We start from the raw sequence: 25,820 nt of genomic DNA, 5'->3' as shown, positions 1-25,820 counted from the left end.
TGGGAAGCACGCTCTTGATTGACGAGACGATCCTGGTGGCCGGTCGGCCGCTGCAAGTTGCATTTGTCCTGCGCCGCCGGCTCTGGGAGACGATCACGATCAGATCGGTGCTGGCCAAGCCCCGGCGCGATGTCCGGCTGGATCTGTTTCGCGGTCTGGCGAACTGGCTGATCTTCCTCGGACACATTCCGAATTCGGTGCTGGTCTGGTTCACGACGCGCAATTACGGCTTCAGCGACGGCGCCGATCTGTTCGTGTTGATCTCCGGCTACACCGCGACGTTCGTGTTCGGCACCATGATGATGGAGCGTGGCTTCGTCATCGGGGCAACCCGGCTGCTGCGGCGAGTATGGCAGCTCTATGTCGCCCACCTTCTGCTGTTCTTCGTCTATCTCACCGCCGTGCATTACCTTGCGCACAGGTTCGACGACCTTCACCTGATGGATCAGTTCAACGTCGCGCCACTGATGGACTTTCCCGTCGAGACGCTCTCGCAAGGCCTGGTCCTCAAGTTCAAGCCGCTCAATCTCGACGTCCTGCCGCTCTACATCGTGCTGATGGCTGCGTTTCCCGTCGTGCTCTGGTTCATGTTGCGATGGCGGAACGCGGTGATGATCAGCTCGTTCGGTCTCTATCTGGCCGCCCGCCATTACGGCTGGAACTTGCCCGCCTATCCGGCCGGGGTCTGGTATTTCAATCCGTTTACCTGGCAACTGCTCTTCGTATTCGGGGCCTGGCTGGCATTGGGAGGGGCGACGGCAAGTCGCTGGCTGCTGTCGTCCCGCACGCTCCTTGTCATGAGCGGCGGCTTTCTGCTCTTCGCGCTTGTGATGACACTGGCCGAGCGAATTCCCGAGCTCAGGGGCTACCTCCCCGAGGGACTCGTCGCCGTCTTCGTACCGAACGACAAGACCAATCTCAGCCCCTATCGGGTCGTTCATCTGGCGAGCCTGGTGCTCATCGTCGTCTCGCTCGTTCCGATCGATTGGCCGGGACTGAAGTCGCCTTTCCTGCAGCCGTTGATTCGATGTGGCCAGCAATCCTTGCCCGTGTTCTGCGTCGGTCTCTTCCTTTCGTTCATCGCGCATTTCCTGCTTGATTTTGGATCGGAGGGAATCCCGGCTCAGCTCATCGTCGGAGCCGCGGGCCTCTGGATCATGACGGGCGTTGCCTACTACCGGACCTGGTCGAAGGGCGTGGACAGAAGCCGTTCGTCCGGGCAGGGCGGGGAGGCGGGCGAATGATAACTTCCGAGTTGATTTTCACCGAGGACGTGCAGGGCGTCATCCTGCATGGCCTGCACTGGACCGCATCGACGATCGAGCTGCTTGGCGTGGTGGTGATCGTGTGCGGCGTGGTTGCCGCAACGGTCTGGTCGTTGAACGAGATGCGGCGCGGTGCGCCTGCAGACGCATTTCGTTCCTATCGCGCGAACCTCGGTCGCGGCATCCTACTTGGCCTCGAATTCCTGATTGCCGCCGACATCATCGGAATGGTCGCGATCGTGCCGTCGTTCGACCGGCTCGGCATCCTGGCCTTGATCATCGTGATCCGCACCTTCCTGAGCTTCTCGCTCCAGATTGAAATCGAGGGGCGATGGCCGTGGCGAAGGCATGACAGGGAGGTGAGCGATGCAGCACGCAGCGGCCTTTGACACCTCCGTGCGTAAGAGTTTCCGGCGCGTCGCGTCTATATGGCCTGACCCGCACCTCGCTGCCCTCATCGCCGAAATCGATGAGCAGACGACCATCCGAATCAAACCCTGGAGAATGACCATGAATCGTCCGAAGAAATTTGTCGTGAGCGCAGCCGCCCTTGCCGCCCTCGTGCTGGGTCCGGGTGGACTGTCGTCCGCAGTCGCTGCAACCGATCTGACTCGCGTCGCGATGATGGACGACGACAAGATGTCGAAGATGCCCGCACCGTCGGATTCCAGCGGCAAGATGAATACGGGACAGCCATCGGGTCAGCCGCAGAACATGAGCGGCGGCCAGATGAACGACGATAAGATGAAGATGCCGCCGCAAGGCCAGATGCGGGACTGCCAGGGCGCCGGCTGCCAGGACAATTCCGGCATGATGCAGATGATGCAAATGATGGAGACGATGATGCGCGGCCAGATGAGTTCGTCTGGCAGCAGCGGCGCGATGAGTGGCCCGGCGGACGTGACCGAGCGGCTCGAAGGGCGGATCGCATTTCTGAAGGCGGAATTGCAGATCAGCGACAAGCAGGCTGCCGATTGGAATAATGTGGCGGATGCCCTGCGGTCGAGCCGGCAGCACCTGCTGGATGCGCGCAAGATGCTCGCGATGGATGACAGGCTGGGAAGCGCGGACCGTCTGGAGCATTACGAGCGGCACCTGTCCGAGCGCCTGGAGGCGCTCAAGGCGGCTCGCGTGGCCTTCACGCGGCTCTACGCGTCGTTGAACGAGAGCCAGAAGCAGACCGCAGACACGATCCTGCTGCCTCTGATTGCGTCGTTCTGAGCGCTGGAATCGAGAGCGAGATCATGTTCGGTCTGCCCCTTCGATGTCGAGCCGGCCTGTCTGCGCTCGTCGTCCTCACGAGCCAGCTTGTGGCGAATGCCGCGCTCGCATCGGACTTCGGCCTCGGCCGCGCGCATCCGACAGGGCAGGTCGCTCAGGGTTGGGAGCTGGCGCAGGCAGAGGACGACCACGCCGCACATCATCCCGCAGCGTCCGGCTCCGCAGGCGGTGCGGCCGGCGCGCCGCCCGGCGGCGCCACGCCGGGGATGATGGGCGGAATGGACGGCATGATGGGCCGGCCGCGCAAGGAGTTTTATCCGGCATTGATGGAGATGCCGTCGCTGTCCGCCGAACAGCGGAGCAATCTGGAGATCCAGGCGCGCGAGCGGATCAGCGCGGAGACCGATCGCTTGGCGGGTGCTGAGATGGATCTGCGGCACGCCATTGCCGGGAGCGACATCGTTGCCGCGGATCAGGCGGCGCGTCGGCTTCGCGAATCCCTGAACGCCGTCCAGAGTGGCGTGGTCGCGCTGCGCTCGCTGCACGAGGGCAAGCCGCCGCAGCAAATCGCACAGGCCTGGTTCAAATCGCAGATGAACCTCCTGCCTCAGCGCGGCGCCATGGATGCGGATGACGGCACGCCAGGGGTCTCCTGGTTTCACGTCACGACCATGGCGCTGCTGGTGCTGTTCTCGCTCGCGATGCTTGCCGTCTACCTCGCGCGCATGCGCCGGGCGAACGCGCTGGTCGACCGGCTGACGCGCGCTGCGGTCGCTCCGGCTGCTGCCGCGCCCCTCGTGTCCCCGCCGGCCGCCGGCGTGCCGAACGACAAGCCCGAGGCGACATCCTCCCAGGAGACAGATCGCCATCCGCGGCGGGTTGAGGCGAGCCGCTCCTGGAAGGGCAAGCTGAGGATCTGCGCGATCTATCAGGAGACACCGAACGTGAAGACCTTCCGTCTGCAAGCACCAGACGGCGGCGCGATTCCGTTTGCATTCCTGCCGGGACAGTTCCTGACCTATGCCATCGAGATCGACGGACAGGCCGTCAGGCGTTCCTACACGATCGCATCGTCCGCCGCCCAGACCGCCTATGTCGAGACCACGATCAAGCGCGAAGACGGCGGGCTTCTGTCCGACTACATGCATGGCCACCTGAAGGAGGGAGACCTCGTTGAAGTGGCGGGCCCCTCAGGCGCCTTTACATTCACGGGCGTGGAAGCCGACAGCGTCGTCCTGATCGGTGGCGGGGTCGGTATCACGCCGCTGATGGCGGCGATCCGGTATCTCTCGGATATTGCATGGCCCGGCCAGATCTACCTCGTCTATGGCGCGCAGACGACCGAGCAATTCATTTTCCGGGACGAGCTGGAATATCTTCAGCGCAGGATGAGCAATCTGCACGTCGCGGCCACGATGGTGCGGGCCGCGGGCACGTCGTGGATGGGAAGCGAGGGGCAGATCACGGCCGAGTTCCTGACGCAGGCTGTGCCCGATCTCGCCAGACGACGCGTTCACCTGTGCGGTCCGCCCGGAATGATGGACGCGCTCAGAAAGACGTTGATCGGGCTCGGCGTGCCGCGCGAGCAGATCAAGACGGAGGCCTTTGGGCCGGCCCGCGGCGCCGTTCCACCTCCCGGCAAGGTCGCGGCCGAAGCGCAAATGCCGGCCGCCGAGGCGAGCAATCGAGGGGCTGCGACAGTCGGTCCTGCAACGGCCACCATTCGCTTTGCGACATCCGATAAGGTTGTGGCGCTGCCTCCGGACAAGAGCGTCCTGGAGGTGGCCGAGAGCGCGGGCGTTTCGATCGATTATTCCTGTCGGGTCGGGGTCTGCGGCGTCTGCAAGACGCATCTGTTGCAAGGAAACGTCACGATGGAGGTCCAGGACGCCTTGACCGCAGACGATAAGGCGAACGGTCTCATCCTGGCCTGCCAGGCGAGATCGGTCGGAGATCTGGTCGTCGAGGCCTGACATGATGGACGGGAGAGAGCGCCTGATCGCCGACGTCGTTCTGGCGGCCCTGTTGCTGCTGGTGCCGGCTTTCCTGCTGCACTCCGACAGCCGGTTCGCAGGAAGCCTGGCGGGCTTTGTCCTCGGGGCCGGTGCGGCCGTGCTGATGGTTCTCCTTCTCGTCTATCCGATGACGAAATACAGCGTGGGTTTGAAGGTCCTGGTCACGCGAGGCGTGTCGATGCCGACGCTCCTGGCGTTTCACGCCTATGACGGAATCGTCGCAGCATTCTTCGCGCTTCTGCATACCGGTCACAAGTTTCAAAGTCCGCTTGGGATTGCCCTGGTGACCAGCATGCTGATCGTTGTCGTCACCGGATTTGTCGGGCGGTACTACCTGCCGCAAACCGCGATGGAGCTGCGCCAGCAGCAATCGCATCTGGCGACCTTGAGGTCGGCCTATGAGCACATTGCGTCGGCGATGTCGTCGCCCGATCGTGTGGTCCGTGAGGGGGACGCCGCGCCTGCATCGGCGTTGCCGAATGTGCCCGTGCTGCAACTCGTCGATGGCATTTCCGATCTCGAATCGGCGATCGGATCCAGCGAAGCAATCAAGAAGATCTTCCTGAAGTGGATCGGGCTGCATGTCATGGCGGCGATCGTCATGTATGCGCTGCTGGCGGTGCATGTGGCGGCCGAGGTCTATTACGGGCTGCGGTGGCTGGCGTGACGATCAGGGGCGTGCTCTACGCCGTGGTTGCGACACTGGCCGTCGCAAGCGCGGCCGTCGTATCGATCGCTCTCTATCGGGGCAGCTCCGAGCTAGTCCCGGGCTGGACGAGATTTGTGGCGCCCGGGCCGCTGTCCGGGAAGCACGCTTTTCTGTCCGACAGATGCGAGAGCTGCCACACGCCGGTCAGGGGCGTCGACGCAGCGGCCTGTATCTCCTGTCACGCGCCTTCCGCCGCGGATCTCGCCAAGCAGTCGACGGCGTTTCATGCCGCGGCGGGCACTCAATGTTCCGGCTGTCATCTCGAGCACATGGGCGAGTTGCGGCCGATCAGGATGGACCACGCGGCACTGCTGCAAGTCGCGGCGGCCGGCTCCGGCACGAAGTTGTTCGACCGGGCCACGGCCGATCAACTGACTGCGGACCTGAAGGAGTTTCTCGGCCTGCCAAAGTCAGAACGGCGGGAAAAGGCTGCGCTCGACTGTGCCAGCTGCCACAGCAACCGGGAGCCGCACCGCGAATTGCTCGGACGGGACTGCGCGGATTGCCATGGGCTCGCGTCCTGGAAGATCGCCGGTTTCCTGCACCCCTCGCCGACTTCGAGGGACTGCGCCCAATGCCATCAGGCGCCGCCGAGCCACTACATGGGCCACTTCGTCATGATGGATCGGATGATCACGGGACAGGAGCACGCATCGGTCGATCAATGCTTTCTGTGTCACAGAACCGACTCGTTCAACGACATCAAGGGCACCGGCTGGATGAAGCACCATTGACGGATTCGGTCGCGCGACGGAGAGGGGTGCAATATATTACAGGGCTCGACGAAAGAAATCGGGAGCTGATTTCCGCGCCGCATCTGGCACGGCGCACGACTCTCATCGCCGTTCTTGCAATGTCGAAGCCGCGAGCGTCGTTTTCTATTGGCCGTCACTGCAACCAGAGCTATATGTTTCCGGTCGGGACAGCAGGTGCAGGGATGATTGGCTTGCGAAAGCCAAGGCGAAGATGGTGGGGATGGCTTGTCGCCATCGCTTACCTGCTCGCGTCGATGACGCCGTCCCTCGCGATCTCGATCTCCCTCGACGTAGCGATGCAGTGCGACCATCCGAGCGATCAGCCTGGAGATGCGCATGAGCACGATCACGCTGGCGGATCGGCAGTACATTCGCATGACGTTGCGATGGCCGGGGATTGCGACGACGACGACCATGACCGGCCCGGCGAGCGGCATGCGACCTGCTGCGGCTCGGTGCTTTGCTTCAGCGCCGTGTGGCCGCAAGCTCCGGCCGTTGCGGAGTTCGTCGTGCCGCGCTCGCGCTGCGAAGCGCAGCCTGACGTGATCGGCGACGAAGGCACGTTCCGTCGCCACTACCGGCCCCCCATCGCCTGAGATAGCTCCTGAAAACCGGACTGCGTCGCTCCAGGTGCGAGCGCGGATCGACTCGTCTGCGAGAGGCACGTTGCCATGCGGATGACGACGATGCGCGCCAGGACCTCACACGCGGCGGAGTGACGGCGCCGGCCTCGGTGCTGTTCCCGCACGCTGCGTGCTGAGAGGAAGAACGCCGAAAGAGCGATCGCCGGTTTGCGGAAACAGAGGTCGCCACGTGAGCGCCGCTGTCGCAGCGATCGCTCGCGCCCGCTGTTCGGGAGGCTGCCGCACCGGCTGATGGCAGCCGCGCCGTCGCGTTCCCGCTCCAACGAAGCGATCTACCGAATGTCATGCAAGGACGATGGGTCATGAAATCGCCGAACGAGAATCTGCCGATGCTGACAGCCGGCTCCCTGGAAGTGCAGGAGGCAGTCGTTCGTGCTGCCCTCGTCGGCAGCTACGATCGCCTTCGCAATTATTTGCAGCGGCGCTTTGGCGGGAAGGCGGAAGCGGAGGAGGTGCTCCAGGCGTTCATGTTGCGTGCACTGGAGCGATCCGGCGACATTCGTGATGCGGACTCGGTTCGAGGCTGGCTGAGCAGGGTCCTGGCCACGTCCATCGCAGACTTTCACCGCCAGGCATCAAGGAGCAGGACTCGCGAGATGCCTTTTCCGCATGAGCTCAACGACCGTCTTGCAGCCGATCAGGATTCCGCTGCGAATGCCGCGGTCTGCGAGTGTCTTCATACCCACCTGTCCCTGCTGAAGCCGGAGCATGCCGAAGTCATCAGAAGGGTGGATCTCGCCGGCGAGCCGCGGGAGCTGGTTGCGGCCGATCTGGGCGTGACCGTCAACAACCTGACCGTCCGCCTTCATCGCGCCCGGCACGCCCTGAAGGTGCGTCTGGAGCAGACCTGCGTTGTGTGTTTGGAGGAAAGCTTCTGGGAATGCCGCTGCGCTGATAACCGAGGTCCGACCTAGCCTGCCTCGCGGCGGCGACTCTCGTTGCCGCCGCGCTGGGCGAGCCGGCTGCGATGCAGTGCGAACAGCTCCAGCACCTTGTCCGCCGGCTTTGCGGCGCTGAACAGATAGCCCTGCATTTCGGAGCAGCCGAGCGTGCGGAGCAGGCGCTGCTGCTCCTCGGTCTCGACGCCCTCGGCGGTGGTGGTCATGCGGCGGGCAGCCGCCAGATTGACGACGGCCTGGACGATGCTGGCGGAGCCGTCGGGGCCGGCGATGTCGTTGACGAAGCAGCGGTCGATCTTGATCTTGTCGAACGGGAAGCGGTGCAGGTAGCTCAGCGAGGAGTAGCCGGTGCCGAAATCGTCGAGCGCGATGCGCACGCCGATGGCGCGGAGCTGGTGCAGGATCGCCAGCGCGGTGTCGTCGTCGCGGATCAGCACCGCCTCGGTGATCTCGAGCTCGAGCCGGCTGGCCGGAAAATTGGAGGCGGCGAGCGCCGCCATGATCTTCAGCGCCAGCGTGCCGCTCTTGAACTGCACCGGCGAGACGTTGACGGCGAGGCGGATGTCGTCGGGCCAGCTTGCGGCGTCGCGGCAGGCGGTGGCCAGCACCCATTCGCCGATCTCGTTGATCAGGCCGGTATCCTCCGCGATCGGGATGAACTCGGCCGGCGAGACCATGCCGCGCTCGGGATGGCGCCAGCGCACCAGTGCCTCGCAGCCGGTGATGCGGTCGTCCTTCAGGCCGAGGCAGGGCTGGTAATAGACCTCGAGGCCGCCTTCGAGCCCTCCTTGGGCGATGGCGTGGCGCAGGTCGATCTCGAGCTGCCGCCGCTCGCGGACCTTGGCGTCCATCTCCGGCTCGAAGAAGCGATAGGTGCGGCGTCCGGAGGATTTGGCGGCGTACATCGCCAGGTCCGCGTTCTTCAGGATCTGATCCAGCACCGTGCCGTGTCCCGGCGCCAGCGCGATGCCGATGCTGGCGTCGGTGGTGAGATGATGGCCCATGCAGTCGAAGGGAGCGCGGATGGCCTGGAAGACCCGGGCGACGAGATCGTTGACCTGGTCCGGCGACGTCACCGCGCCCTGCACGATGGCAAATTCGTCGCCGCCAAGCCGCGCCACGAAATCCGCCGGGCCCGCGCAGCGGCTGAGGCTCGTTGCGACCGATTTCAGGAGCTCGTCGCCGACGAGGTGGCCGAGCGCGTCGTTGACGCCCTTGAACTCGTCGATGTCGATGTAATGCACCGCGATCTCGTCGCCGTCGGTGATGGCGGCCAGCTCCTGGCGCAGATGCTCGTGGAACATGGCGCGGTTGGGCAGGTCGGTCAGCGCGTCATAATGGGCGAGGTGGGTGATGCGCTCCTCGATGCGCCGGCGCTCGGTGATGTCCTCGTGCGTCGCCACCCAGCCGCCGTCCGCGAGCGGCTCGTTGAGGATGTGGATCGAGCGCCCGTCGGCGGTGTCGACCACCATGGAGTTGCGCGCGTGGATGTCGCCCAGCACGCGCGCGACATAGCCGTCGACGTCGCCGGTGAACGAGCCGGTCGCGCTGCGGTGGGCGATGATGTCATGGAAGCTGGAGCCGGGCTTCACCACCTCGGGCGACAGGCCGTACATCTCGATATAGCGTTGGTTGCACACCACGAGCCGCTGCTCGGCGTCGAACAGCAGCAGGCCCTGGGTCATGTTGTTGACGGCGCGGTCGAGACGCTGCTTTTCCAGCGTCAGCCGTTCCCGCGAGAGGCGGTGCTGCTCCAGAAGCTTGCGCACGATCGCGATCAGCACGCCGGCGATGGCGAGCGCGGAAGAGGCGGCGACCGAGATCAGGATGCCGATCTGCTCGCGCCAGTCCGTCAGGGCCGCCGCGCGCGTCGTGGTGGCCATCATCAGGATCGGGAAGTGGGGCAGGGCGTGCGAGGCGATCAGGCGGTCCTCGCCGTCGACGGGGCTGACGAAGCGTCCGGCAAAATGGTCGAGGCCGAAGACTCGCTGCTGCGAGAACGGGCCGTTCCTGAAGTTCCGTCCCATCAATTCGCCCGAATGCGGGTAGCGGGCGAGCAGCGTGCCGTCACGATGCAGCATCGAGATGGTCGCGCCTTCGCCGAGCACGACGGACTCGAAGAATTTCTCGAAGTTGGCCGGCTCGATGCCGCGTCCGACCACGCCCATGAACTCGCCGTTCGGGCCGACGATCTTGCGGACGATCAGGATGGTCCAGGCGCCCGAGATGCGGCTGTGCACCGGCTCGATCAGGACGTCGGGCGCATCGGGGGCATATCGGAAGGTGCGGAAATAGGCGCGGTCGGCGACGTTGACCTTCGGAGCCGGCCACGCCGTCGACGAGTTGATGAGATTGCCTTCGGCGTCGATGACGTTGACGCCGCCCATGTAGGGAAGCGCCTCGATCTTCGAGCGCAGCAGGCGGTGGATGTCCTGGCCGGAAAGGCGCTTGCGATAGTCTTCCGCGCTGGCAATGCCGATCGTGCGAACGTGGTCGACAAAATCCTTCTGGATGACCGCGAAATCCTGCAATTGCTGGTCGAAATGATGGGCGAGCATCAGCACGGTGTTTTCGAGCTCGCGGCCGGAGTTGCGCAGCGCGCGCTCGCGGAAGTTCTGCGCCATCAGGACCGCGCCGACGGCGATCGCGGCGATCAGCAGCGTGCCGCCAACGACCAGCCAGCGGATCGGCCCGCTGCGCACGAAGACCTGGTCAAGGAGGCGACTGCCGTATTTCGTCATCATGTGGATCGTTGCCGCGCACACGCCAGGATCAATTCTTGATCCTCAAAACATCCGTTGGTTTACGGGAACGGTGTGGAGGCGAAGTTAGGAAGCGCGGTTAATGCGACATGAATGCCCGCAGGCAAAAGCAATCGATACGCGGGATGCAGGACGTGCAGGAATTGCCGCAAGGATCCTGCGATGCCGGTCAATTCCTGCCGGCCGCACGATGATCAACCAAGGCTTAACCATCTAACATGCTGACGATCCTCAAGCCGGCGTTGGCACGTGATTTGCGAACACGCATGCCAACGACACAGAGAGGGCGCGACGATGAAAAACACCTTGAAGAACTTCCTCGCCGACGAGCGTGGCGCGACCGCGATCGAATACGGGCTCATTGCAGCCGGCATCGCGCTTGCGGTCATCACCGTCGTGAACGGCATGGGCAGCAAGCTCAACACGAAATTCGGATCGATCAGCACTTCGCTGAAGTGAGAACCGCGCGCTCAGGCGCGGTAGTGGCCGGACTTGCCGCCGAGCTTCTCGACGAGATGGATGCCCTCGATGCGCACGCCGCGTTCGACCGCCTTGATCATGTCGTAGATGGTGAGGCAGGCGACGGACACGGCCGTGAGCGCCTCCATCTCGACGCCGGTCGAGCCCGTCACCTTCACGCTGGCACGGACGAGGCAGCCCGGCAGCTTCGCGTCGGGCTCGATATCGACCGTGACCTTCGACAGCGCGAGCGGATGGCAGAGCGGGATCAGCTCCGAGGTGCGCTTGGCGGCCATGATGCCGGCGATGCGCGCGGTGCCGAGCACGTCGCCCTTCTTGGCATTGCCCGAGACGATCAGGTCCAGCGTTGCCCTGGTCATGAGGACGCGGCCTTCCGCGACCGCAAGCCGTTCGGTCGCGGGCTTGTCCGAGACGTCCACCATCCGCGCCTCGCCGGAGGCGCCGATATGGGTGAGGGCAGGGCCGGACTTCGTTTTCGACGGCTTTGTCTTGGACGGCTTGCGCGCCATGTCAGCGCGTACCGGTCGCGCGGGCTGTCTCGCGCGCGAGCAGCGTACGCGTGGCGGCGGTCACGTCAGCCTGCCGCATCAGGCTCTCGCCGACCAGGAAGGTCGACATGCCGACGCGCTCGAGCCGGGCGAGGTCGGCGGGCGTGAAGATGCCGCTCTCGCCGACCATCAGCCGGTCCCCGGGGATCAGCGGCGCCAACGCTTCGCTGGTCGCGAGCGTGGTCTCGAAGGTGCGCAGGTTCCGGTTGTTGACGCCGATCATCGGCGAGCGCAGCTTGAGCGCGCGGTCGAGCTCGGCGCGGTCATGGATCTCGACCAGCACATCCATGCCATAGGCGATAGCTGTGTCTTCCAGGTCCTTGGCGGTGGCGTCGTCGAGCGCGGCCATGATGATCAGGATGCAATCGGCGCCATGCGCGCGGGCTTCGACCACCTGATAGGCGTCGAACATGAAATCCTTGCGCAGCACCGGCAGTGACGTCGCCGCACGCGCGGCCACCATGAAGTCGAGATGGCCCTGGAACGACGGCGTGTCCGTCAGCACCGAAAGGCAGGCGGCGCCGCCCGCCTCATAGGCCTTGGCGAGCTGTGGCGGATCGAAATCGGCGCGGATCAGTCCCTTCGACGGCGAGGCCTTCTTGACCTCGGCGATCAGCGCGAAGTCGCCATTGGTGTGCTTGGCCTTGATGGCGTGCAGGAAGCCGCGCGGTGCTCCTTGCGCCTTGGCCGTTGCTTCGACGACGGAGAGGGGCTGCGCGCGCTTGGCGGCGGCGATCTCTTCGCGCTTGTACGTCTCGATCTTGGTCAGGATGTCCGACATGTCAGGCTCAGCCGTTGGAGACCGCGATCAGGTGTTTCAGCCGCGCGTTAGCTGCGCCGCTGTCGAGCGATTTCGCGCCGATCGCGACGCCCTCCTTGAGGTCCTTGGCACGCCCGGCCACGACCAGCGCGGCGGCCGCGTTCATCAGCGCCACGTCGCGGTAGGCGCTCGGCTTGCCGTTGAGCACGCTTTGCAGCGCAATCGCGTTGGCGTCGGCGTCACCGCCCTTGAGCGCACCGGGCTCACAGCGCGGCAGCCCCGCTTCCTCCGGCGTCACCTCGAAATTCCTGATCTCGCCATTGTGGAGCGAGGATACGAAAGTCGGGCCGGTGAGGGTGATTTCGTCGAGGCCGTCGGAGCCGTGCACCACCCAGGCGGATTCAGAGCCGAGGTTCTTGAGCACCTGCGCCAGCGGCTGCACCCATTGCCGCGAGAACACGCCGACCATCTGGCGCTTCACACCGGCCGGATTGGACAACGGTCCGAGCAGGTTGAAGATCGTGCGGGTGGCGAGCTCGACCCGGGTCGGGCCGACATTCTTCATCGCGGGATGATGGGCAGGGGCGAACATGAAGCCGATGCCGCATTCGCGCACGCAGCGCCCGACCTGCTCCGGCCTGAGGTCGATCCTCACCCCGAGCGAAGCCAGCACGTCGGCGGCGCCCGAGCGCGACGACAGCGCGCGGTTGCCGTGCTTGGCCACCGGCACGCCGGCGCCCGAGACGATGAATGAGGCGCAGGTCGAGACGTTAACCGAGCCGGAGCCGTCGCCGCCGGTGCCGACGATGTCGACGGCGTCTGGCGGTGCGGTCACGGTCAGCATCTTGGAGCGCATCGCCGCGACCGCGCCGGTGATCTCGTCCACGGTCTCGCCGCGCACCCGCAGCGCCATCAAGAGGCCACCCATCTGCGAGGGGGTGGCTTCGCCCGACATCATGGCGTCGAAGGCGGAAGCCGCTTCGTCACGCGACAGGCTGGCGCCGGTCGCCACTTTTCCAATGATCGATTTCAGGTCGTCCATCGCGTGCTTTCAACTCACTGGTTCGCGCCGGTCACCTGCGCGAAGGCGGCCTGATTAATGGTGGTCCCGATGTCGGTTTCAAGCTTGTTGACGTAGGAAGCGACCTGCTCCTCGGTCTGCGCCCGGTCGAGGCTCTCCTTCAGCTTCTTCACCGCGTCGGAGGCGGCGTCGACCGTGGGATCGACGATGTCGGTGACGCGGAAGACGATCACCTCGCTGCCGCCGCTCACGGGCGTCTGTCCGACGCCGTCCTTGGCGGTGCGGAAGGCGGCCGCAACGACGGTCGCGGGCACGCCGGCGGGCGAGTCGTCGCGCTTGAAGCCGGTCGCGGTCTCGACCTTGGCGCCGACCGCGGCGGCTTCATCGGCAAGCTTGCCGCCCGCTTCGAGCTTCTGCACCATCTCGGTCGCCTTGGCCTTCAGCTTGGTCGCGATCTGGTCCTGGCGCCAGCGCGCCTCGACCTGGTCGCGGACCTCGTCGAGGTTGCGATCGCGCGAGGGCGTGATGGCGAGCACGTCGTACCAGACGTAGCCGCCCTTGAACGAGATCGCGTCATTGTCGACGCCGACGTCGGTATTGAAGGCCTGCGACACCACGTCGAGGCCCTGCGGGATGTTGGCGACCGGCTGGCCGTTCGGGGCGCGGCCGGAGCGGTCGACGGCGTCGATGGTGACGGCGGTGAGGCCGAGCTTCTGCGCCGCGTCGATCACGCTGGCGCCGCCACCGCGCTCGTCTTCCATCTTGTCGCGGAGATCGGCGACCTTGACGCGCGCGCGCTCGGTGGCGATCTCGCGCTTGATGTCGCCGACGAGGCTGGCGTAGTTCGCCTCGACGCCCGGCTCGATCTTGTCGACCTTGACGATCGCGGTGCCGAGACGGCCCTGGATCGGCTGGCTGATTTCACCTGCGGGGAGCGCGAAGGCGGCATCGCCAACCGCCGGGTCGAGCGACGATTTGGTCACGAGCCCGAGATCGACGTCGGATGCGCTCAGTCCGCGCTCCTTGCCGAGATCCTCGAACGACATTCCACCGGCGAGGCGCTCGCGCGCGGTCTGCGCCTCGGCCGCGTTGGGAAACACGATCTGGTGGATTTGGCGCTTCTCGGGCGTGCCGAGCCGGTCCTTGCGCTGGTCGAACAGTTTCTTCGCGTCCTCATCGGAGACTTCGCTCCACTTGCCGATCTCTTCCGGCGAGATCACGACAAAGGCGATCTTGCGATATTCGGGCGCGCGGAACTGGACCTTGTGATCCTCGAAATAGGCGGCGAGCGCCTCGGGCGAGGGCGCATCGATGGTGCCTGCCTGCGCGGCGTCGAGCCTTGCGAACTCAATGGCGCGCTGCTCGTTCTGGAAGCGCGTCAGCACGTCGATCATCGCCTTCGGCGGCTCGAGACCCGCGCCGATCGTGCCGGTGAGCTGCCGGCGCAGCGACACCTTGCGCTGCTCGGACACGTAGCGCTGCTCGGTATAGCCGAAGTTGCGGATCACGGCCTGGAAGCGGTTCGCATCGAAGCTGCCGCCGACGCCCTTGAAGTTGGGGTCGTTCATGATGACCTGGCGGATCTGGTCGTCAGACTGGCCGAGCCCGAGCCGGCGCGCCTCTTCGTCGAGGGCGGCTTCCGCGATCGTCTGCTGGAGCACCTGACGGTCGAGGCCGAAGGCGCGGGCCTGATCAGGCGTTAGCGGACGGCCGAACTGGCGGCTGATCTGTTGCAAGCGGTCGGTATAGATCTGGCGGAACTCGTTCAGCGAAATCTCGGTGCGGCCGATCTTGGCCACCGTGGACTGTCCGAAGCCGCGGAAGATGTCGGCGATGCCCCAAATGCCGAAACTGATGATCAACACGCCCATCACCACGGCCATAATGGTCTTGCCGAGCCAGTTTGATGAGGCCTTGCGCATTCCTCGAAGCATTTGGTCCAACTTGTTTGGCAGGAAGGGAACGGGAGCGCGTCTTAATGCAGATTCCGCAAAAGCGCGTCACCAAATTGATAGATCATCATAAAGTGGCGGCTTTCCCCCCGCAACCTCAGGTCACGCGGCCTCGCGAAGCTGCGGTTAAAAGCCCTTAGGTCTCTGGAACTGCCGCGGCACCTCTGCTAGCGCATGCACAAACCTCATTTTGCTGGAAATTGACATGACCGACGCCATCCGACCGCTGATCGCCGGCAACTGGAAAATGAACGGCCTGAAGGCCTCCGCTGCCGAATTCGACGCCATGCTCAATGGCGCGGCAGACGTGGCCGCCAAGGCCGATCTGCTGGTCTGCCCGCCGGCGACCCTGATCGCGGCCTTTGCCGACAAGGCGCGCGGCAAGAAGGTCGCGGTTGGGGCCCAGGATTGCCACCCCAAGGCCTCCGGCGCCCATACCGGCGATATCGCCGCCGAAATGCTGGCGGATGCCGGCGCGACTGCCATCATCGTCGGCCATTCCGAGCGCCGCGCCGACCATGGCGAGGGCGATGCTTTGGTGCGGCAGAAGGCGGAAGCCGCCTGGCGGGCCGGGGTGACGGCGATCGTCTGCATCGGCGAGACGCAAGCCCAGCGCGATGCCGGCCAGACCCTGGACATCCTGCGCGGCCAGCTCGACGGCTCGCTGCCGGACGGCTCTACCGCGGCCAACCTGGTCGTGGCCTATGAGCCAGTCTGGGCAATCGGCACCGGCCTGACCCCCACGGCCCAGGATGTCGAGCAGATTCATGGGTTTATCCGGGAGTTCCTGACCTCCAGGTTTAGGGCGGACGGGGCGAAGATGCGAATCCTCTATGGCGGTTCGGTCAAGCCCTCGAACGCGGCCGAGCTGATGGCCGTGAAGAACGTCAACGGGGCGCTGGTCGGCGGCGCCAGCCTCAAGGCGGCCGATTTCCTTGCGATCGCCAAGGGCTGCCCCTAGCTAACCCAAACCGTTGGTCTGGACCCGATCGGGGGTGGCAATGCCGTTTCCGATCGTGTAACACCGCGCAACTTCAGGAAAACCCGCGAAGCGCGATCGGCCGCCGTCTCGGCGCTGTCGGCTTGTGACGGAAGGGCACTATGCAGACTGTTGTCATCGTCATCCATCTCATGATCGTCGCCGTCATGATCGGCGCCGTCCTGCTCCAGAAGTCGGAAGGCGGCGGCCTCGGCATGGGCGGAGGCGCGGGCTTCATGTCGAGCCGCGGCACCGCGAATCTTCTGTCGCGGACGACCGCGATCCTCGCCGCCGGCTTCTTCGTGACCAGCCTGTTCCTGTCCTGGTACGCCGGCTACAACCGCGCGCCTTCGTCGATCATTGGCCAGCCGGCATCGCAGGGCCAGCCGGCCGGCGGATCGCCGATTGCGCCGCCGACCTCGGGCGGCATCCTGGATTCGCTGAAGAAGGCCGACGAGCAGCAGCAGGCCCCCGCAGCGCCGAGCGGCCCGCAGGTGCCTCGCTCGCAATAAAGCAGGGGGGCCATGCAGGACGGCTTCTACCGTCCTGCGTCAACAATCCCCATCAAGGCTCTGTTACCATTCTTAGTTCTGGCTCACCCACAGGCCCGCAAAATCTTTGGGGCGGAATACGAATCGCTTTGGCGAATCGAATTCGAGGGATTAGAGGTTAAGTCCCATGGCGCGGTACATATTCATCACCGGCGGCGTGGTTTCTTCGCTCGGCAAGGGTTTGGCTTCAGCGGCACTCGGTGCGCTGTTGCAGGCCCGGGGCTACAAGGTCCGCCTCCGTAAGCTCGACCCCTATCTCAACCTCGATCCCGGAACGATGTCGCCGTATCAGCACGGCGAAGTGTTCGTGACCGATGACGGCGCGGAGACCGATCTCGATCTCGGTCACTACGAGCGCTTCACCGGGCGGCCGGCGACCAAGGCCGACAACATCACGACGGGGCGTATCTACCAGGACATCATCACCAAGGAGCGCCGCGGCGATTATCTCGGCGCGACCATCCAGGTGGTTCCGCACGTCACCAACGCCATCAAGGAATTCGTCCTCGACGGCAATGACGACTACGACTTCGTGCTGGTCGAGATCGGCGGCACCGTCGGCGACATCGAGGGCCTGCCGTTCTTCGAGGCGATCCGCCAGCTCAAGAACGATCTGCCGCGCGATCATGCCGTCTACATACATCTCACGCTGCTGCCCTACATTCCGAGCGCAGGCGAATTGAAGACGAAGCCGACGCAGCACTCGGTGAAGGAGCTGCGTTCGATCGGCATCCAGCCGGACATCCTGCTCTGCCGCACCGACCGCGAGATCCCGAAGGAAGAGCGGCGTAAGCTCGGGCTGTTCTGCAACGTGCGTGAAAGCGCGGTGATCGAAGCGCGCGACGTCGACAACATCTATGCGGTGCCTGAGGCCTATCACAATGCGGGCCTCGACGACGAGGTGCTCGCCGCCTTCGGCATCGCCTCGCGGATTTCGCCGGAGCTGCGGAGCTGGCAGCAGATCAACGAGCGCGTCCGCAATCCCGAAGGCAACGTCACCATCGCCATCGTCGGCAAATACACCGGCATGAAGGATGCGTATAAGTCGCTGATCGAGGCGCTCTCACACGGCGGCATCGCCAACAAGGTGAAGGTCAATCTCGACTGGATCGAGAGCGAGATCTTCGAGAAGGAAGATCCCGCGCCGTTCCTCGAGCACGTCAACGGCATCCTGGTGCCGGGCGGATTCGGCCAGCGCGGCGCGGAAGGCAAGATCCGCGCGGCGCAGTTCGCGCGCGAGCGTGACGTGCCGTATTTCGGCATCTGCTTCGGCATGCAGATGGCGGTGATCGAGGCCGCGCGCAATCTCGTCGGCATCGAGGACGCCAACTCCACCGAATTCGGCCCGACCAAGGAGCCCCTGGTCGGCCTGATGACGGAATGGCTGCGCGGCAACGAGCTCGAGAAGCGCTCGCAGGCCGGCGATCTCGGCGGCACGATGCGGCTCGGCGCGTATCCCGCGGCACTCAACCGCGGCAGCCGCGTCTCGCAGGTCTATGGCGGAGCGACCGAGATTTCCGAGCGCCACCGCCATCGCTACGAGGTGAACACCGCCTACAAGGACCGCCTCGAGCAGCACGGCCTGAAATTCTCAGGGCTGTCGCCCGACGGCGTCCTGCCGGAGATCGTCGAATACGAGGATCATCCCTGGTTCATCGGCGTCCAGTTCCATCCCGAACTGAAGTCGCGGCCTTTTGAGCCGCATCCTCTCTTCGCCTCCTTCATTCAGGCGGCGATGGTGCAGAGCCGGCTGGTCTGATGACTCAGCGCGCGGCGGAGTAGTCGCGCGCGTGATGTATCGGCTCCAAGGCGACTCGCGTCGAGGGGGCCGGCGCAAGCGATCCCGTGACGAGCTTCATCTGCGGCCGCCGTGTCAGCCTGTAGACGGCGGCGGGCGGCATGTTCAGCAGGGCGCGATCGACCAGCGTGGCGCGTAAGCCCAGCCGATCGAGAATCGGCCGCGGCACCGGGCAGCTCATGCCGTAGGTGAACTGGTAGAATGCGCCGCCGGGGCGCACATAGCTGAACGCGCCGCTGACGATCGAGACGACCTTGCGCGTCGACATGTTGAGCAGCGGCAGCCCGCTCACGACCGCGCCGACGGGCGCGCCGTCATAGAGGCGCTCCGTCGTCAGCCGCCCCGCATCCATCCACAAGACGCGCGCGTTGGGAAAGCGCACTTGCAGGAGCTTCATGAAGTCGGAGCCGTATTCGATCAGCGTGAGGTCCTGCTGGCGGACGCCGCGTTTCAGGAGGTTGTAGGTGAATGCCCCGGTGCCGGGGCCGAGCTCGAGGATCGGACCGGTCGATGCCGTGATCTCGCGGGTGATCAGATCGGCGAGCGCCGCGCCTGATGGCGCGATCGCGCCGACCCGGCGCGGGGCCGACATCCAGGACAGGAAGAAGGAGAGGAAATCGTTGGGCATGCGCACTCCGGCATCTTGGTTGCACCTCGAAAGATCGGAGGTGAAGCGGATGCAGTGTCACGGTCGTGCATTGTGACAGCATTGCGCTGTGAGGGGCGCACGCGGATTGAATCAATCCTGCGGGATTGGGCGCAGCGTTATTCTGAAACAGGCGCCGCCGTCCGGCCCGTCCGTGACCGAGACGTGGCCGCCATGCAGCTGCACGATCTCGCGCACCATGTTGAGGCCGAGGCCGGCACCGCGATCGAGCGGCGTCAGCCGGTAGAACGGCTCGAAGATCTGCTCGCGTTGTCCGACGGGAATGCCGGCACCTTCGTCCGTGACTTCGATGCTCGCGGGTCTGCTGACGCGAATGCCGATGGTGCCGCGGCGAGGGCCGTGCTGAATCGCATTTTGCACGAGGTTGGTCAGCGCGCGTTCCAACGCGGCCGCGTCACCGATCGTCTCGATCGGCGTCGTGGGTGCATCGAGCGCCAGCTCGTAGCCGCCGGCAATCGCCAGCGGCGCGAGGTCGGCAGCCGCGCCTTGCGCGACCCGGACAAGGTCGACGCGCGCGAACGGATGGCCGCAGCGGTCGAGCCGCTGAATGTCCAGCAACTGCTCGGCAAGCGTCGCCAGCCGCGCGGCATCTTCCAGCAGCCGGGTCTTGTCCGGCCCGGGGGCAAGCGACTCCAGGCGCGTGTTGAGGATCGCGATCGGCGTGCGCAGCTCGTGCGCGGCGTCGGCGACGAAACGCTTGTGGCGGGCATAGCCTTGGTCGAGCCGCGCCAGCGCGTCATTGACCGCAGTCACGAGCGGTACGACCTCCAGCGGAATTCTCTCCACCGACAGACGCGCGCCGCGCTGATGGATGTCGATACGACGCGCCTGGTCCGCGGTCGTATCAAGCCCTCTGAAGGCGCGCCGCACGATCATCGGTGTCGCGATGAAGGTCGCGGTTCCCATCAGAAGGAGGCCTGGCAGGGCGATGCCGAGGAACGCAAGCGATGTCATGACCAGCGCCTTGGCGCCGGTCAACCGGCCCTGTGTCGCCGTGATGACCTGCACATTGCCGGCCTCGGTATCGACCCGCTTCAGCCGCGCCGCCGGCTTGCGCGGATCGTCCTCGAACAGCTGCCAGCCGAGCCGCGCCTGGCTGATCTGGTCGAGGCCGCCGCCGATCGCGGCGAATTCAGCCGGCACGGCACCTTCGGCGAGCGAATGTCCCTGCCGGTCGCGGACCAGGAACCAGAGGTCTGGCGTCTCGCTACGCAATTGTTTGAGCTCGGGCGTCGGCCGCACGGTCAGGCCGCCCTGTGCGTCGCGCGTCAGTGCGTGCTGCACGACGTCAATCACGCGATCCTCGTCGCGCTCGGCGAGCACAAGTCCTGACGCGCACAGCGCTCCGACGACGACGGCAACCAGGGCCAGGAGCAGCGCGGCCTGGAGCGAGAGCAGGCGCCAGCTCAGGCGCGAGCGCAGGCAGTAGGGATCGTCGTGCCTGCTCATGGCAGCTTCTTCAGGAGATAGCCGACGCCGCGAATGCCGTGGATCTCGATGCCGGCATCCGCCTCGGCGAGCTTGCGGCGTAGCCGCGAGATATGCGTGTCCAGCGCGTTCGACTGGATCTCGTCGTCGAAATTGTAGACGGCCTCTTCCAGCGCCGAGCGTATCACGGTGCGGCCGATGCGGCGGATCAGCGCCTCGAGCACCAACAGCTCGCGACGCGGCAGCTCGAACGGCTGGCCGTCGATGCTCGCCTCGCGATGGCCGACATCGAAGGCGAGGCGGCCTGCGCGGATGACATCCGGCGTAAGTCCCGCGGGGCGCCGCATCACGGCGCGCAGGCGCGCCAGCAGCTCCTCGACCGCGAACGGCTTGGCCAGATAATCGTCGGCGCCGCTGTCGAGCCCGGCGATCCGGTCGGCGAGCTCGCCGCGCGCGGTCAGGACGATGATCGGCACGCCGTCGGCGCGCGCCCGGAGCTTCGGAATCAGCGCAAGGCCGTCGCCGTCGGGGAGCTGGCGGTCGAGCAGGACCGCGACATGGACGTCGGCGGAAATGGCCGCTTCCGCGTCGGCAAGGGTAGGGGCATGGTCTACCACCATGTCGTAGCGCTTCAGCGCCGACGCCAGCGCGCCCGCCATCTCCGCCTCATCCTCGACGAGCAAAATCCGCATGATCCGGCACCTGGGCTTCAACTAAAGCCATTCTAGCGGCCCGATCATTGCGGCAGCATTGCGGGAGCCGGACTTGATGCGTTACCGGAGGCCGCCGAGCCATGCGCGAAACGCCACAGGGGCGGCCGCGCAGGGCTCAAGACACGGTTATGGCCGGCCGTTATAAGCGGCGGACCTGTTCTGGGAGGAAGCAAGAATGATCTACGAAATGCGCGTCTACCGCTGCGTGCCCGGCCGCTTGCCGGCGCTCTTGAAGCGATTCGAGACGGCGACGCTGAAGCTGTGGGAGAAGCACGGCATCCGCCAGGCTGGATTCTTCACCACGCTGATTGGTGAATCCAGCCAGGAGCTGACCTATTTCCTCGCCTGGGAGTCGCTCGCCGAGCGCGAGAAGAAGTGGGGCGCGTTCGTGACCGATCCGGACTGGCTCGAGGCGCGGGCGAAGTCGGAGGCGGACGGCCAGATCGTCGGCAATATCGTCAGCCAGCTCCTGACGCCGACCGCCTTTTCGGCGGTGAAATAGCGTCGGCGGCGCCCGCGGAACTTCGGCGCAACCCTGATATTCGGACGGCCTGGGCCGATTGGGGTTGATCCGACCCCGATGGCGGCTATGGTCGCGCCGAAACGAGGGATTTGCCTTGAGCTCTTCGACGTCAGCGGCGCCGGTCGTCACCATTGGCAGGGTCAAGTTCGGCAATGATCTGCCGATTTCGATCATTGCCGGGCCTTGCCAGCTCGAAAGCCGCCAGCATGCGCTGGAGGTGGCCTCCGCGCTGAAGGAGATCGCCGCGCGGCTGAACATCAGTCTCGTCTACAAGACCTCGTTCGACAAGGCCAACCGCACCAGCGCGTCGGCGGCGCGCGGGCTCGGGCTCGCGCAGTCGCTGCCGATCTTCGCCGAGATCCGCGCCTCGCTCGGCCTGCCGGTGCTGACCGACGTGCACGAAGCCACGCAATGCGCCGAGGTGGCGCAGGCCGTGGACATCCTGCAGATCCCGGCCTTCCTGTGCCGGCAGACCGACCTGCTGCTGGCGGCGGCCGCGACCGGCAAGGTTGTCAACGTCAAGAAGGGCCAGTTCCTGGCGCCCTGGGACATGGCGAACGTCGTCACCAAGATCACGAGCGCGAACAATCCGAACGTGCTCGTCACCGAGCGCGGCGCCTCCTTCGGCTACAACACACTGGTATCCGACATGCGCGCGCTGCCGATCCTGGCGCGCACCACCGGCGCACCCGTGATCTTCGACGCGACCCATTCGGTGCAGCAGCCGGGCGGGAAGGGGACGTCCTCCGGCGGCGAGCGCGAATTCGTGCCGGTACTGGCGCGCGCGGCGGTCGCGGTCGGTGTCGCCGGCGTCTTCATCGAGACCCATCCCGATCCCGATAGCGCGCCTTCCGACGGCCCCAACATGGTGCCGCTACGCGAATTCGAAGGCCTGATCGCTAAGCTGATGGCGTTCGACGCGCTCGCAAAGAACCCGCGCTGATGCAGCACGGCGAGGCGCGGCCGCACGATCACGGTCTGCCGGCCGCGCTCTACGTCATCTCCGGCGCCAGCTTCGCCGCGGCGTTGTCGGCGCGTGCGCTCGACCCGGTGCTGCCGCACGTCGCCGAGGATTTTGGCGTCAGCATCGCGACCGCCGCGGGCTTTGCCGCGGTGTTCGCTTTCACCTTCTCGATCATCCAGCCGATCGTCGGCGCCGCCGCCGATCTGTTCGGCAAGACGCGGCTGATGATCGGCTGCCTCGCGCTGCTCGGGCTTGCCAATATTCTCGGCGCGCTCTCGACCTCGTTCTCGGTTCTGTTTGCGACCCGCGTCCTTGCCGGCATCGGCTCGGGCGGCGTGTTTCCGGTGGCGCTCAGCCTGACCAGCGATCTGGTCGGTCCGGAGAAGCGGCAGGTCGCGATCAGCCGCACGCTCGCCGGCGCCATGACCGGCAATCTGCTCGGTGCCTCGGCCTCCGGCCTGATCGGCGATTTCCTCGGCTGGCGCGGCGTGCTGGCGGTGCTCGGCGTGCTCGTGATCGTTGCATCGATCGCGGTTGCCGCCGGCTTTCGCGGCGCCAAGGTCAAGCATCCGCCGAAGACGAGCCTGTCGGCGCTGAAGGCCGGCTATCGCACCATCTTCACCAACCCCAACGCCTATGTGTGCTACTCGGCCGTGTTCGTCGAAGGCTGCTGCGTGCTCGGCCTGTTTCCCTATATCGCCTCGTTCCTGTTCGAGCTCGGCCAGACCTCGCTCTCGATCGCCGGCATCGTCATCGCGGGCTTCGCGGTCGGCGGCCTTTTCTACACGCTGACGGTGTCGCGCCTGCTGCCGTGGCTCGGCATGAAGGGAATGATGATCGCGGGCATGACGCTGGTGGCCTCGCAGCTCGTCGCCGTGGCCTTCGGTCCGCGCTGGGAGGTGCAGGCGCTGAATCTCATCGTCATGGGCTGGGGCTTCTACATCGCCCATGGCTGTCTCCAGGTGTTCGCCAGCGAGCTCTCAGTCGAGGCGCGCGCCACCGCGCTGTCGCTGCATTCGTTCTTCTTCTTCATGGGACAGACGGTCGGGCCGCTCGCCTACGGCTTCGGCCTGCAACACGGCGGCAAGATGCCGACGCTGTTCGTGAGCGCCGCGATCATGGTGGTCCTCGGCATCGTCTGCGCCCGGCTGCTCAGGCCGCGTGCACCAGCCGACGCGCGCTGAGATTTTATTCGGTCCTTAAGGGGGGATCGCCCCACCACGACACCGTCGGCTCCGTATACATGGCACACGAATTGCTTTTATTCTGGGCAAACCGAGGTGTGAGACCGTGGACGCCCAGCCCATCCGTTTGCCCAGCGTAGCCGGCGCGACCCGGTCGGCCGGATATCCCACCAGGCCGCCACTGCGGCGTTTCCTGACCGATTGCCACGAGGAGTTCAGGGGCGACGGTTCGGGCGAGCTTGCCGATTACATTCCCGAGCTGAAGCGCGCCAACCCCGATCATTTCGGCATCGCGCTCGTCACCATCGACGGCCATGTCTACGAGGTCGGCGACAGCGCGGTGCCGTTCACGATCCAGTCGGTCTCGAAGGCCTTCGTGTTCGCGCTGGCGCTGGAGACGGTGGGCGAGGAGCGCGTCTCGGCCACCATCGGCGTCGAGCCGAGCGGCGAAGCCTTCAATTCGATCCGGCTCACCAACGACAACCGTCCCTTCAACCCGATGGTCAATGCCGGTGCGATTGCCTGCTCGGGCCTGATCTACGAGGTGGACGGCAAGGGTGCTTTCGAGCGTGTCCGCTCAAAACTCAGCGAGTTCGCCGGGCGCGAGCTCGGCGTCGACGAGGCCGTGCATGCCTCGGAGACCGCGACGGGCAACCGCAACCGCGCGATCGCGTGGCTGCTCCGCAATTACGCGGTGCTGCCGGATGACGTCGACGCGGTGCTCGACGTCTATTTCCGCCAATGCGCGATCCTGGTGACGGCGCGCGATCTGGCGGTGATGGCGGCAACTCTCGCCAATCGCGGCATCAATCCGGTGACGGGCGCGCAGGTGATCACGCCGCACATCGTCGCCCGCACGCTGTCGGTGATGACGAGCTCGGGCATGTACGACTATGCCGGCGAGTGGACCTATCGCGTCGGCATCCCCGCCAAGAGCGGCGTCGGCGGCGGCATCGTCGCAGCGCTGCCCTCGCAACTGGGACTGGGCACCTTCTCGCCGCTGCTCGACAATCACTTCAACAGCGTGCGCGGCCTGAAGGTCTGCGAGGCACTGTCGGCGCGGTTCGACCTGCACATGCTCAACCGCAATGCCGACGTCCGCACCAGCGTCATGGCGGATTACGACGTCTACGGCATCTCCTCGCGCCGCAGCCGCCAGCCGCACGAGCAGCAGATTCTTGACGAGCGTCACAGCGACATCCGCATCCTCGAGCTCGTCGGCGCGATGAATTTCGGCACCATCGATTACGTCACGCGAAGACTGACCAGTGAGCCGCCGAACGCGCCGCTGTTGATCATCGATTTCCGCCGCGTGCCCGACATCACCGCGGCCGGTGCGGAGCTTCTGGGCGAGACGCTGACGGCGCTCGGCAATGCCAACGTCACCACGATTCTGTCCGGCCTCGAGGAGGCCTCCGCGGTCTGGGCCGCGATCGCCGCGCGCACGGGGGATCCACGCCGGCTGCGCCGCTTCGCGCTGCTCGACGATGCCATCGAATGGGCCGAGGACCAGGTGATCTATCGCTTCGGCGGCTTCACCGACGTGAAGGAGAGCGCGCATCTCGGCGAGCAGGCCTTGCTGGCCGAGCTCGACACCGACGAGATCGCCGCCATCGTCAAACTCTCGACCACACGGCACTACACGGCCGGCCAGCGCGTCATCGCCGCCGGCGCGCCCGCCAATTCGCTGTTCTTCCTCCAGAGCGGCATGGTCAGCGTGAAGCTGCGGAGCGGCGTTCGGCTGGCCTCGCTCGGTCCCGGCATGGAGTTCGGTGAGATGGCGATCCTGGAGCGAACCCGCAGCGCCGACGTGTTTGCCGATACGCCCGTTGCCTGCCTCGAACTGCCGCTCGACAGCTTTGCCGATTACCGCCGGTTGCACCCGGAGACCGCGCTGAAGATCATGCGCAACCTCGCCGCAATCCTGGCGCGGCGGCTGGTGGCGGCCAATGCCAAGGTCGACCTGCTGAGCGCGTATTAGG

The 25,820-nt window shown here is 65.5% G+C and carries 24 protein-coding genes; 16 read left to right on the top strand and 8 right to left on the bottom strand.

The genetic code is table 11. The features are described from left to right. Nucleotides 1–14: 14 nt before the first annotated feature. From AAFG50_RS22955 to AAFG50_RS22920, 8 genes are all read left to right on the top strand, one after another. Nucleotides 15–1,244, top strand: coding sequence for an OpgC domain-containing protein (locus AAFG50_RS22955; protein ID WP_049832411.1), 1,230 nt, complete (start codon nt 15–17; stop codon nt 1,242–1,244). Further along, nucleotides 1,241–1,654, top strand: a complete 414-nt coding sequence (locus AAFG50_RS22950) for a DUF1622 domain-containing protein (RefSeq protein ID WP_028171789.1) — start codon at nt 1,241–1,243, stop codon at nt 1,652–1,654. Before AAFG50_RS22955 ends, AAFG50_RS22950 begins: the two co-directional genes overlap by 4 nt. Further along, entirely contained in the window at nt 1,632–2,486 is an 855-nt protein-coding gene (locus tag AAFG50_RS22945; RefSeq protein ID WP_074076924.1) for a Spy/CpxP family protein refolding chaperone, read from the top strand. The genes AAFG50_RS22950 and AAFG50_RS22945 overlap by 23 nt, the downstream gene beginning before the upstream one ends. Before the next feature lie 23 nt (nt 2,487–2,509). After that, complete coding sequence (locus AAFG50_RS22940; protein ID WP_011087584.1) at nt 2,510–4,459, top strand: FAD-binding oxidoreductase; 1,950 nt, start codon at nt 2,510–2,512, stop codon at nt 4,457–4,459. A gap of 1 nt (nt 4,460) precedes the next feature. After that, nucleotides 4,461–5,168 (top strand): hypothetical protein, encoded by a 708-nt coding sequence (locus AAFG50_RS22935; RefSeq protein ID WP_039184572.1) that lies wholly within the window; start codon nt 4,461–4,463, stop codon nt 5,166–5,168. A gap of 11 nt (nt 5,169–5,179) precedes the next feature. Beyond that, the gene (locus AAFG50_RS22930; RefSeq protein ID WP_311995817.1) at nt 5,180–5,944 is read left to right on the top strand and encodes a cytochrome c3 family protein; all 765 of its coding nucleotides are present in this window, start codon (nt 5,180–5,182) and stop codon (nt 5,942–5,944) included. Beyond that, a complete protein-coding gene (locus AAFG50_RS22925; RefSeq protein WP_131234182.1) occupies nt 5,941–6,561 on the top strand; it encodes a hypothetical protein in 621 nt (206 codons plus the stop codon). The genes AAFG50_RS22930 and AAFG50_RS22925 overlap by 4 nt, the downstream gene beginning before the upstream one ends. A gap of 350 nt (nt 6,562–6,911) precedes the next feature. After that, the gene (locus AAFG50_RS22920; RefSeq protein ID WP_028171794.1) at nt 6,912–7,523 is read left to right on the top strand and encodes an RNA polymerase sigma factor; all 612 of its coding nucleotides are present in this window, start codon (nt 6,912–6,914) and stop codon (nt 7,521–7,523) included. Here AAFG50_RS22920 and AAFG50_RS22915 read toward each other — a convergent pair. Further along, on the bottom strand, nt 7,520–10,252 hold the full coding sequence (locus AAFG50_RS22915) for an EAL domain-containing protein (RefSeq protein WP_028171795.1): 2,733 nt from the start codon (nt 10,250–10,252) through the stop codon (nt 7,520–7,522). The two genes, AAFG50_RS22920 and AAFG50_RS22915, sit on opposite strands and share 4 nt — an antisense overlap. A gap of 312 nt (nt 10,253–10,564) precedes the next feature. On the opposite strand from AAFG50_RS22915, the gene AAFG50_RS22910 reads away from it, so the two are divergent. Then, nucleotides 10,565–10,729, top strand: coding sequence for a Flp family type IVb pilin (locus AAFG50_RS22910; protein WP_028171796.1), 165 nt, complete (start codon nt 10,565–10,567; stop codon nt 10,727–10,729). A gap of 11 nt (nt 10,730–10,740) precedes the next feature. Here the strand turns inward: AAFG50_RS22910 and moaC are convergent, their stop codons facing one another. Genes moaC through AAFG50_RS22890 form a run of 4 tightly spaced genes read right to left on the bottom strand, consistent with a single transcriptional unit; the run spans nt 10,741 to nt 15,013 of the window. Further along, the gene (moaC, locus tag AAFG50_RS22905) at nt 10,741–11,259 is read right to left on the bottom strand and encodes a cyclic pyranopterin monophosphate synthase MoaC (RefSeq protein WP_028171797.1); all 519 of its coding nucleotides are present in this window, start codon (nt 11,257–11,259) and stop codon (nt 10,741–10,743) included. 1 nt (nt 11,260) lies between these two features. Continuing rightward, the gene (gene trpC, locus AAFG50_RS22900; RefSeq protein ID WP_028171798.1) at nt 11,261–12,079 is read right to left on the bottom strand and encodes an indole-3-glycerol phosphate synthase TrpC; all 819 of its coding nucleotides are present in this window, start codon (nt 12,077–12,079) and stop codon (nt 11,261–11,263) included. A gap of 7 nt (nt 12,080–12,086) precedes the next feature. After that, nucleotides 12,087–13,100: an anthranilate phosphoribosyltransferase gene (trpD, locus tag AAFG50_RS22895; protein WP_028171799.1), complete on the bottom strand. Its 1,014-nt coding sequence runs from the start codon at nt 13,098–13,100 to the stop codon at nt 12,087–12,089. Nucleotides 13,101–13,114: 14 nt separating this feature from the next. Then, nucleotides 13,115–15,013 (bottom strand): SurA N-terminal domain-containing protein, encoded by a 1,899-nt coding sequence (locus AAFG50_RS22890; RefSeq protein ID WP_028171800.1) that lies wholly within the window; start codon nt 15,011–15,013, stop codon nt 13,115–13,117. A gap of 223 nt (nt 15,014–15,236) precedes the next feature. On the opposite strand from AAFG50_RS22890, the gene tpiA reads away from it, so the two are divergent. From tpiA to AAFG50_RS22875, 3 genes are all read left to right on the top strand, one after another. Then, entirely contained in the window at nt 15,237–15,992 is a 756-nt protein-coding gene (tpiA, locus tag AAFG50_RS22885; protein ID WP_028171801.1) for a triose-phosphate isomerase, read from the top strand. Nucleotides 15,993–16,132: 140 nt separating this feature from the next. Then, nucleotides 16,133–16,522: a preprotein translocase subunit SecG gene (secG, locus tag AAFG50_RS22880; RefSeq protein WP_011087574.1), complete on the top strand. Its 390-nt coding sequence runs from the start codon at nt 16,133–16,135 to the stop codon at nt 16,520–16,522. A 166-nt stretch (nt 16,523–16,688) separates the two neighbouring features. Next, a complete protein-coding gene (locus AAFG50_RS22875) occupies nt 16,689–18,320 on the top strand; it encodes a CTP synthase (RefSeq protein ID WP_028171802.1) in 1,632 nt (543 codons plus the stop codon). Nucleotides 18,321–18,324: 4 nt separating this feature from the next. On the opposite strand, the gene AAFG50_RS22870 is transcribed toward AAFG50_RS22875, so the two are convergent. The 3 genes from AAFG50_RS22870 to AAFG50_RS22860 form a co-directional block, all read right to left on the bottom strand. After that, on the bottom strand, nt 18,325–18,987 hold the full coding sequence (locus AAFG50_RS22870; RefSeq protein ID WP_039184566.1) for an rRNA adenine N-6-methyltransferase family protein: 663 nt from the start codon (nt 18,985–18,987) through the stop codon (nt 18,325–18,327). 111 nt (nt 18,988–19,098) lie between these two features. Then, nucleotides 19,099–20,475, bottom strand: a complete 1,377-nt coding sequence (locus tag AAFG50_RS22865) for a HAMP domain-containing sensor histidine kinase (RefSeq protein WP_028171804.1) — start codon at nt 20,473–20,475, stop codon at nt 19,099–19,101. Further along, nucleotides 20,472–21,146, bottom strand: a complete 675-nt coding sequence (locus tag AAFG50_RS22860) for a response regulator transcription factor (RefSeq protein ID WP_028171805.1) — start codon at nt 21,144–21,146, stop codon at nt 20,472–20,474. The genes AAFG50_RS22865 and AAFG50_RS22860 overlap by 4 nt, the downstream gene beginning before the upstream one ends. Before the next feature lie 196 nt (nt 21,147–21,342). Here AAFG50_RS22860 and AAFG50_RS22855 point away from each other — a divergent pair, with 196 nt between their 5' ends. The 4 genes from AAFG50_RS22855 to glsA all read left to right on the top strand — a co-directional run bounded on the left by AAFG50_RS22855 (nt 21,343) and on the right by glsA (nt 25,819). Then, nucleotides 21,343–21,669 (top strand): NIPSNAP family protein, encoded by a 327-nt coding sequence (locus AAFG50_RS22855; protein ID WP_028171806.1) that lies wholly within the window; start codon nt 21,343–21,345, stop codon nt 21,667–21,669. Between the two features lie 115 nt (nt 21,670–21,784). Continuing rightward, entirely contained in the window at nt 21,785–22,633 is an 849-nt protein-coding gene (gene kdsA / locus AAFG50_RS22850) for a 3-deoxy-8-phosphooctulonate synthase (protein ID WP_028171807.1), read from the top strand. Next, on the top strand, nt 22,633–23,838 hold the full coding sequence (locus tag AAFG50_RS22845) for an MFS transporter (RefSeq protein WP_028171808.1): 1,206 nt from the start codon (nt 22,633–22,635) through the stop codon (nt 23,836–23,838). The genes kdsA and AAFG50_RS22845 overlap by 1 nt, the downstream gene beginning before the upstream one ends. 106 nt (nt 23,839–23,944) lie before the next feature. Then, on the top strand, nt 23,945–25,819 hold the full coding sequence (gene glsA, locus AAFG50_RS22840) for a glutaminase A (RefSeq protein ID WP_028171809.1): 1,875 nt from the start codon (nt 23,945–23,947) through the stop codon (nt 25,817–25,819). Nucleotide 25,820: the final 1 nt, after the last annotated feature.

The organism is Bradyrhizobium sp. B039, from assembly GCF_038965675.1.
GTDB lineage: Bacteria > Pseudomonadota > Alphaproteobacteria > Rhizobiales > Xanthobacteraceae > Bradyrhizobium > Bradyrhizobium diazoefficiens.
Note: the sequence above shows the minus strand (reverse complement) of the source record. Positions and strands in the feature narration are given on the sequence as shown.

Excerpts from the sequence above, each read along its gene's own strand:
- AAFG50_RS22940 (WP_011087584.1), top strand. The coding sequence starts at position 2,510 with ATGTTCGGTCTGCCCCTTCGATGTCGAGCCGGCCTGTCTGCGCTCGTC.
- AAFG50_RS22890 (WP_028171800.1), bottom strand. The coding sequence starts at position 15,013 with ATGCTTCGAGGAATGCGCAAGGCCTCATCAAACTGGCTCGGCAAGACC.
- AAFG50_RS22920 (WP_028171794.1), top strand. The coding sequence starts at position 6,912 with ATGAAATCGCCGAACGAGAATCTGCCGATGCTGACAGCCGGCTCCCTG.
- AAFG50_RS22860 (WP_028171805.1), bottom strand. The coding sequence starts at position 21,146 with ATGCGGATTTTGCTCGTCGAGGATGAGGCGGAGATGGCGGGCGCGCTG.
- AAFG50_RS22855 (WP_028171806.1), top strand. The coding sequence starts at position 21,343 with ATGATCTACGAAATGCGCGTCTACCGCTGCGTGCCCGGCCGCTTGCCG.
- moaC (WP_028171797.1), bottom strand. The coding sequence starts at position 11,259 with ATGGCGCGCAAGCCGTCCAAGACAAAGCCGTCGAAAACGAAGTCCGGC.
- AAFG50_RS22945 (WP_074076924.1), top strand. The coding sequence starts at position 1,632 with ATGCAGCACGCAGCGGCCTTTGACACCTCCGTGCGTAAGAGTTTCCGG.
- AAFG50_RS22910 (WP_028171796.1), top strand. The coding sequence starts at position 10,565 with ATGAAAAACACCTTGAAGAACTTCCTCGCCGACGAGCGTGGCGCGACC.
- secG (WP_011087574.1), top strand. The coding sequence starts at position 16,133 with ATGCAGACTGTTGTCATCGTCATCCATCTCATGATCGTCGCCGTCATG.
- AAFG50_RS22845 (WP_028171808.1), top strand. The coding sequence starts at position 22,633 with ATGCAGCACGGCGAGGCGCGGCCGCACGATCACGGTCTGCCGGCCGCG.
- AAFG50_RS22915 (WP_028171795.1), bottom strand. The coding sequence starts at position 10,252 with ATGATGACGAAATACGGCAGTCGCCTCCTTGACCAGGTCTTCGTGCGC.
- AAFG50_RS22875 (WP_028171802.1), top strand. The coding sequence starts at position 16,689 with ATGGCGCGGTACATATTCATCACCGGCGGCGTGGTTTCTTCGCTCGGC.
- tpiA (WP_028171801.1), top strand. The coding sequence starts at position 15,237 with ATGACCGACGCCATCCGACCGCTGATCGCCGGCAACTGGAAAATGAAC.
- AAFG50_RS22950 (WP_028171789.1), top strand. The coding sequence starts at position 1,241 with ATGATAACTTCCGAGTTGATTTTCACCGAGGACGTGCAGGGCGTCATC.
- AAFG50_RS22870 (WP_039184566.1), bottom strand. The coding sequence starts at position 18,987 with ATGCCCAACGATTTCCTCTCCTTCTTCCTGTCCTGGATGTCGGCCCCG.
- trpC (WP_028171798.1), bottom strand. The coding sequence starts at position 12,079 with ATGTCGGACATCCTGACCAAGATCGAGACGTACAAGCGCGAAGAGATC.
- AAFG50_RS22865 (WP_028171804.1), bottom strand. The coding sequence starts at position 20,475 with ATGAGCAGGCACGACGATCCCTACTGCCTGCGCTCGCGCCTGAGCTGG.
- AAFG50_RS22935 (WP_039184572.1), top strand. The coding sequence starts at position 4,461 with ATGATGGACGGGAGAGAGCGCCTGATCGCCGACGTCGTTCTGGCGGCC.
- trpD (WP_028171799.1), bottom strand. The coding sequence starts at position 13,100 with ATGGACGACCTGAAATCGATCATTGGAAAAGTGGCGACCGGCGCCAGC.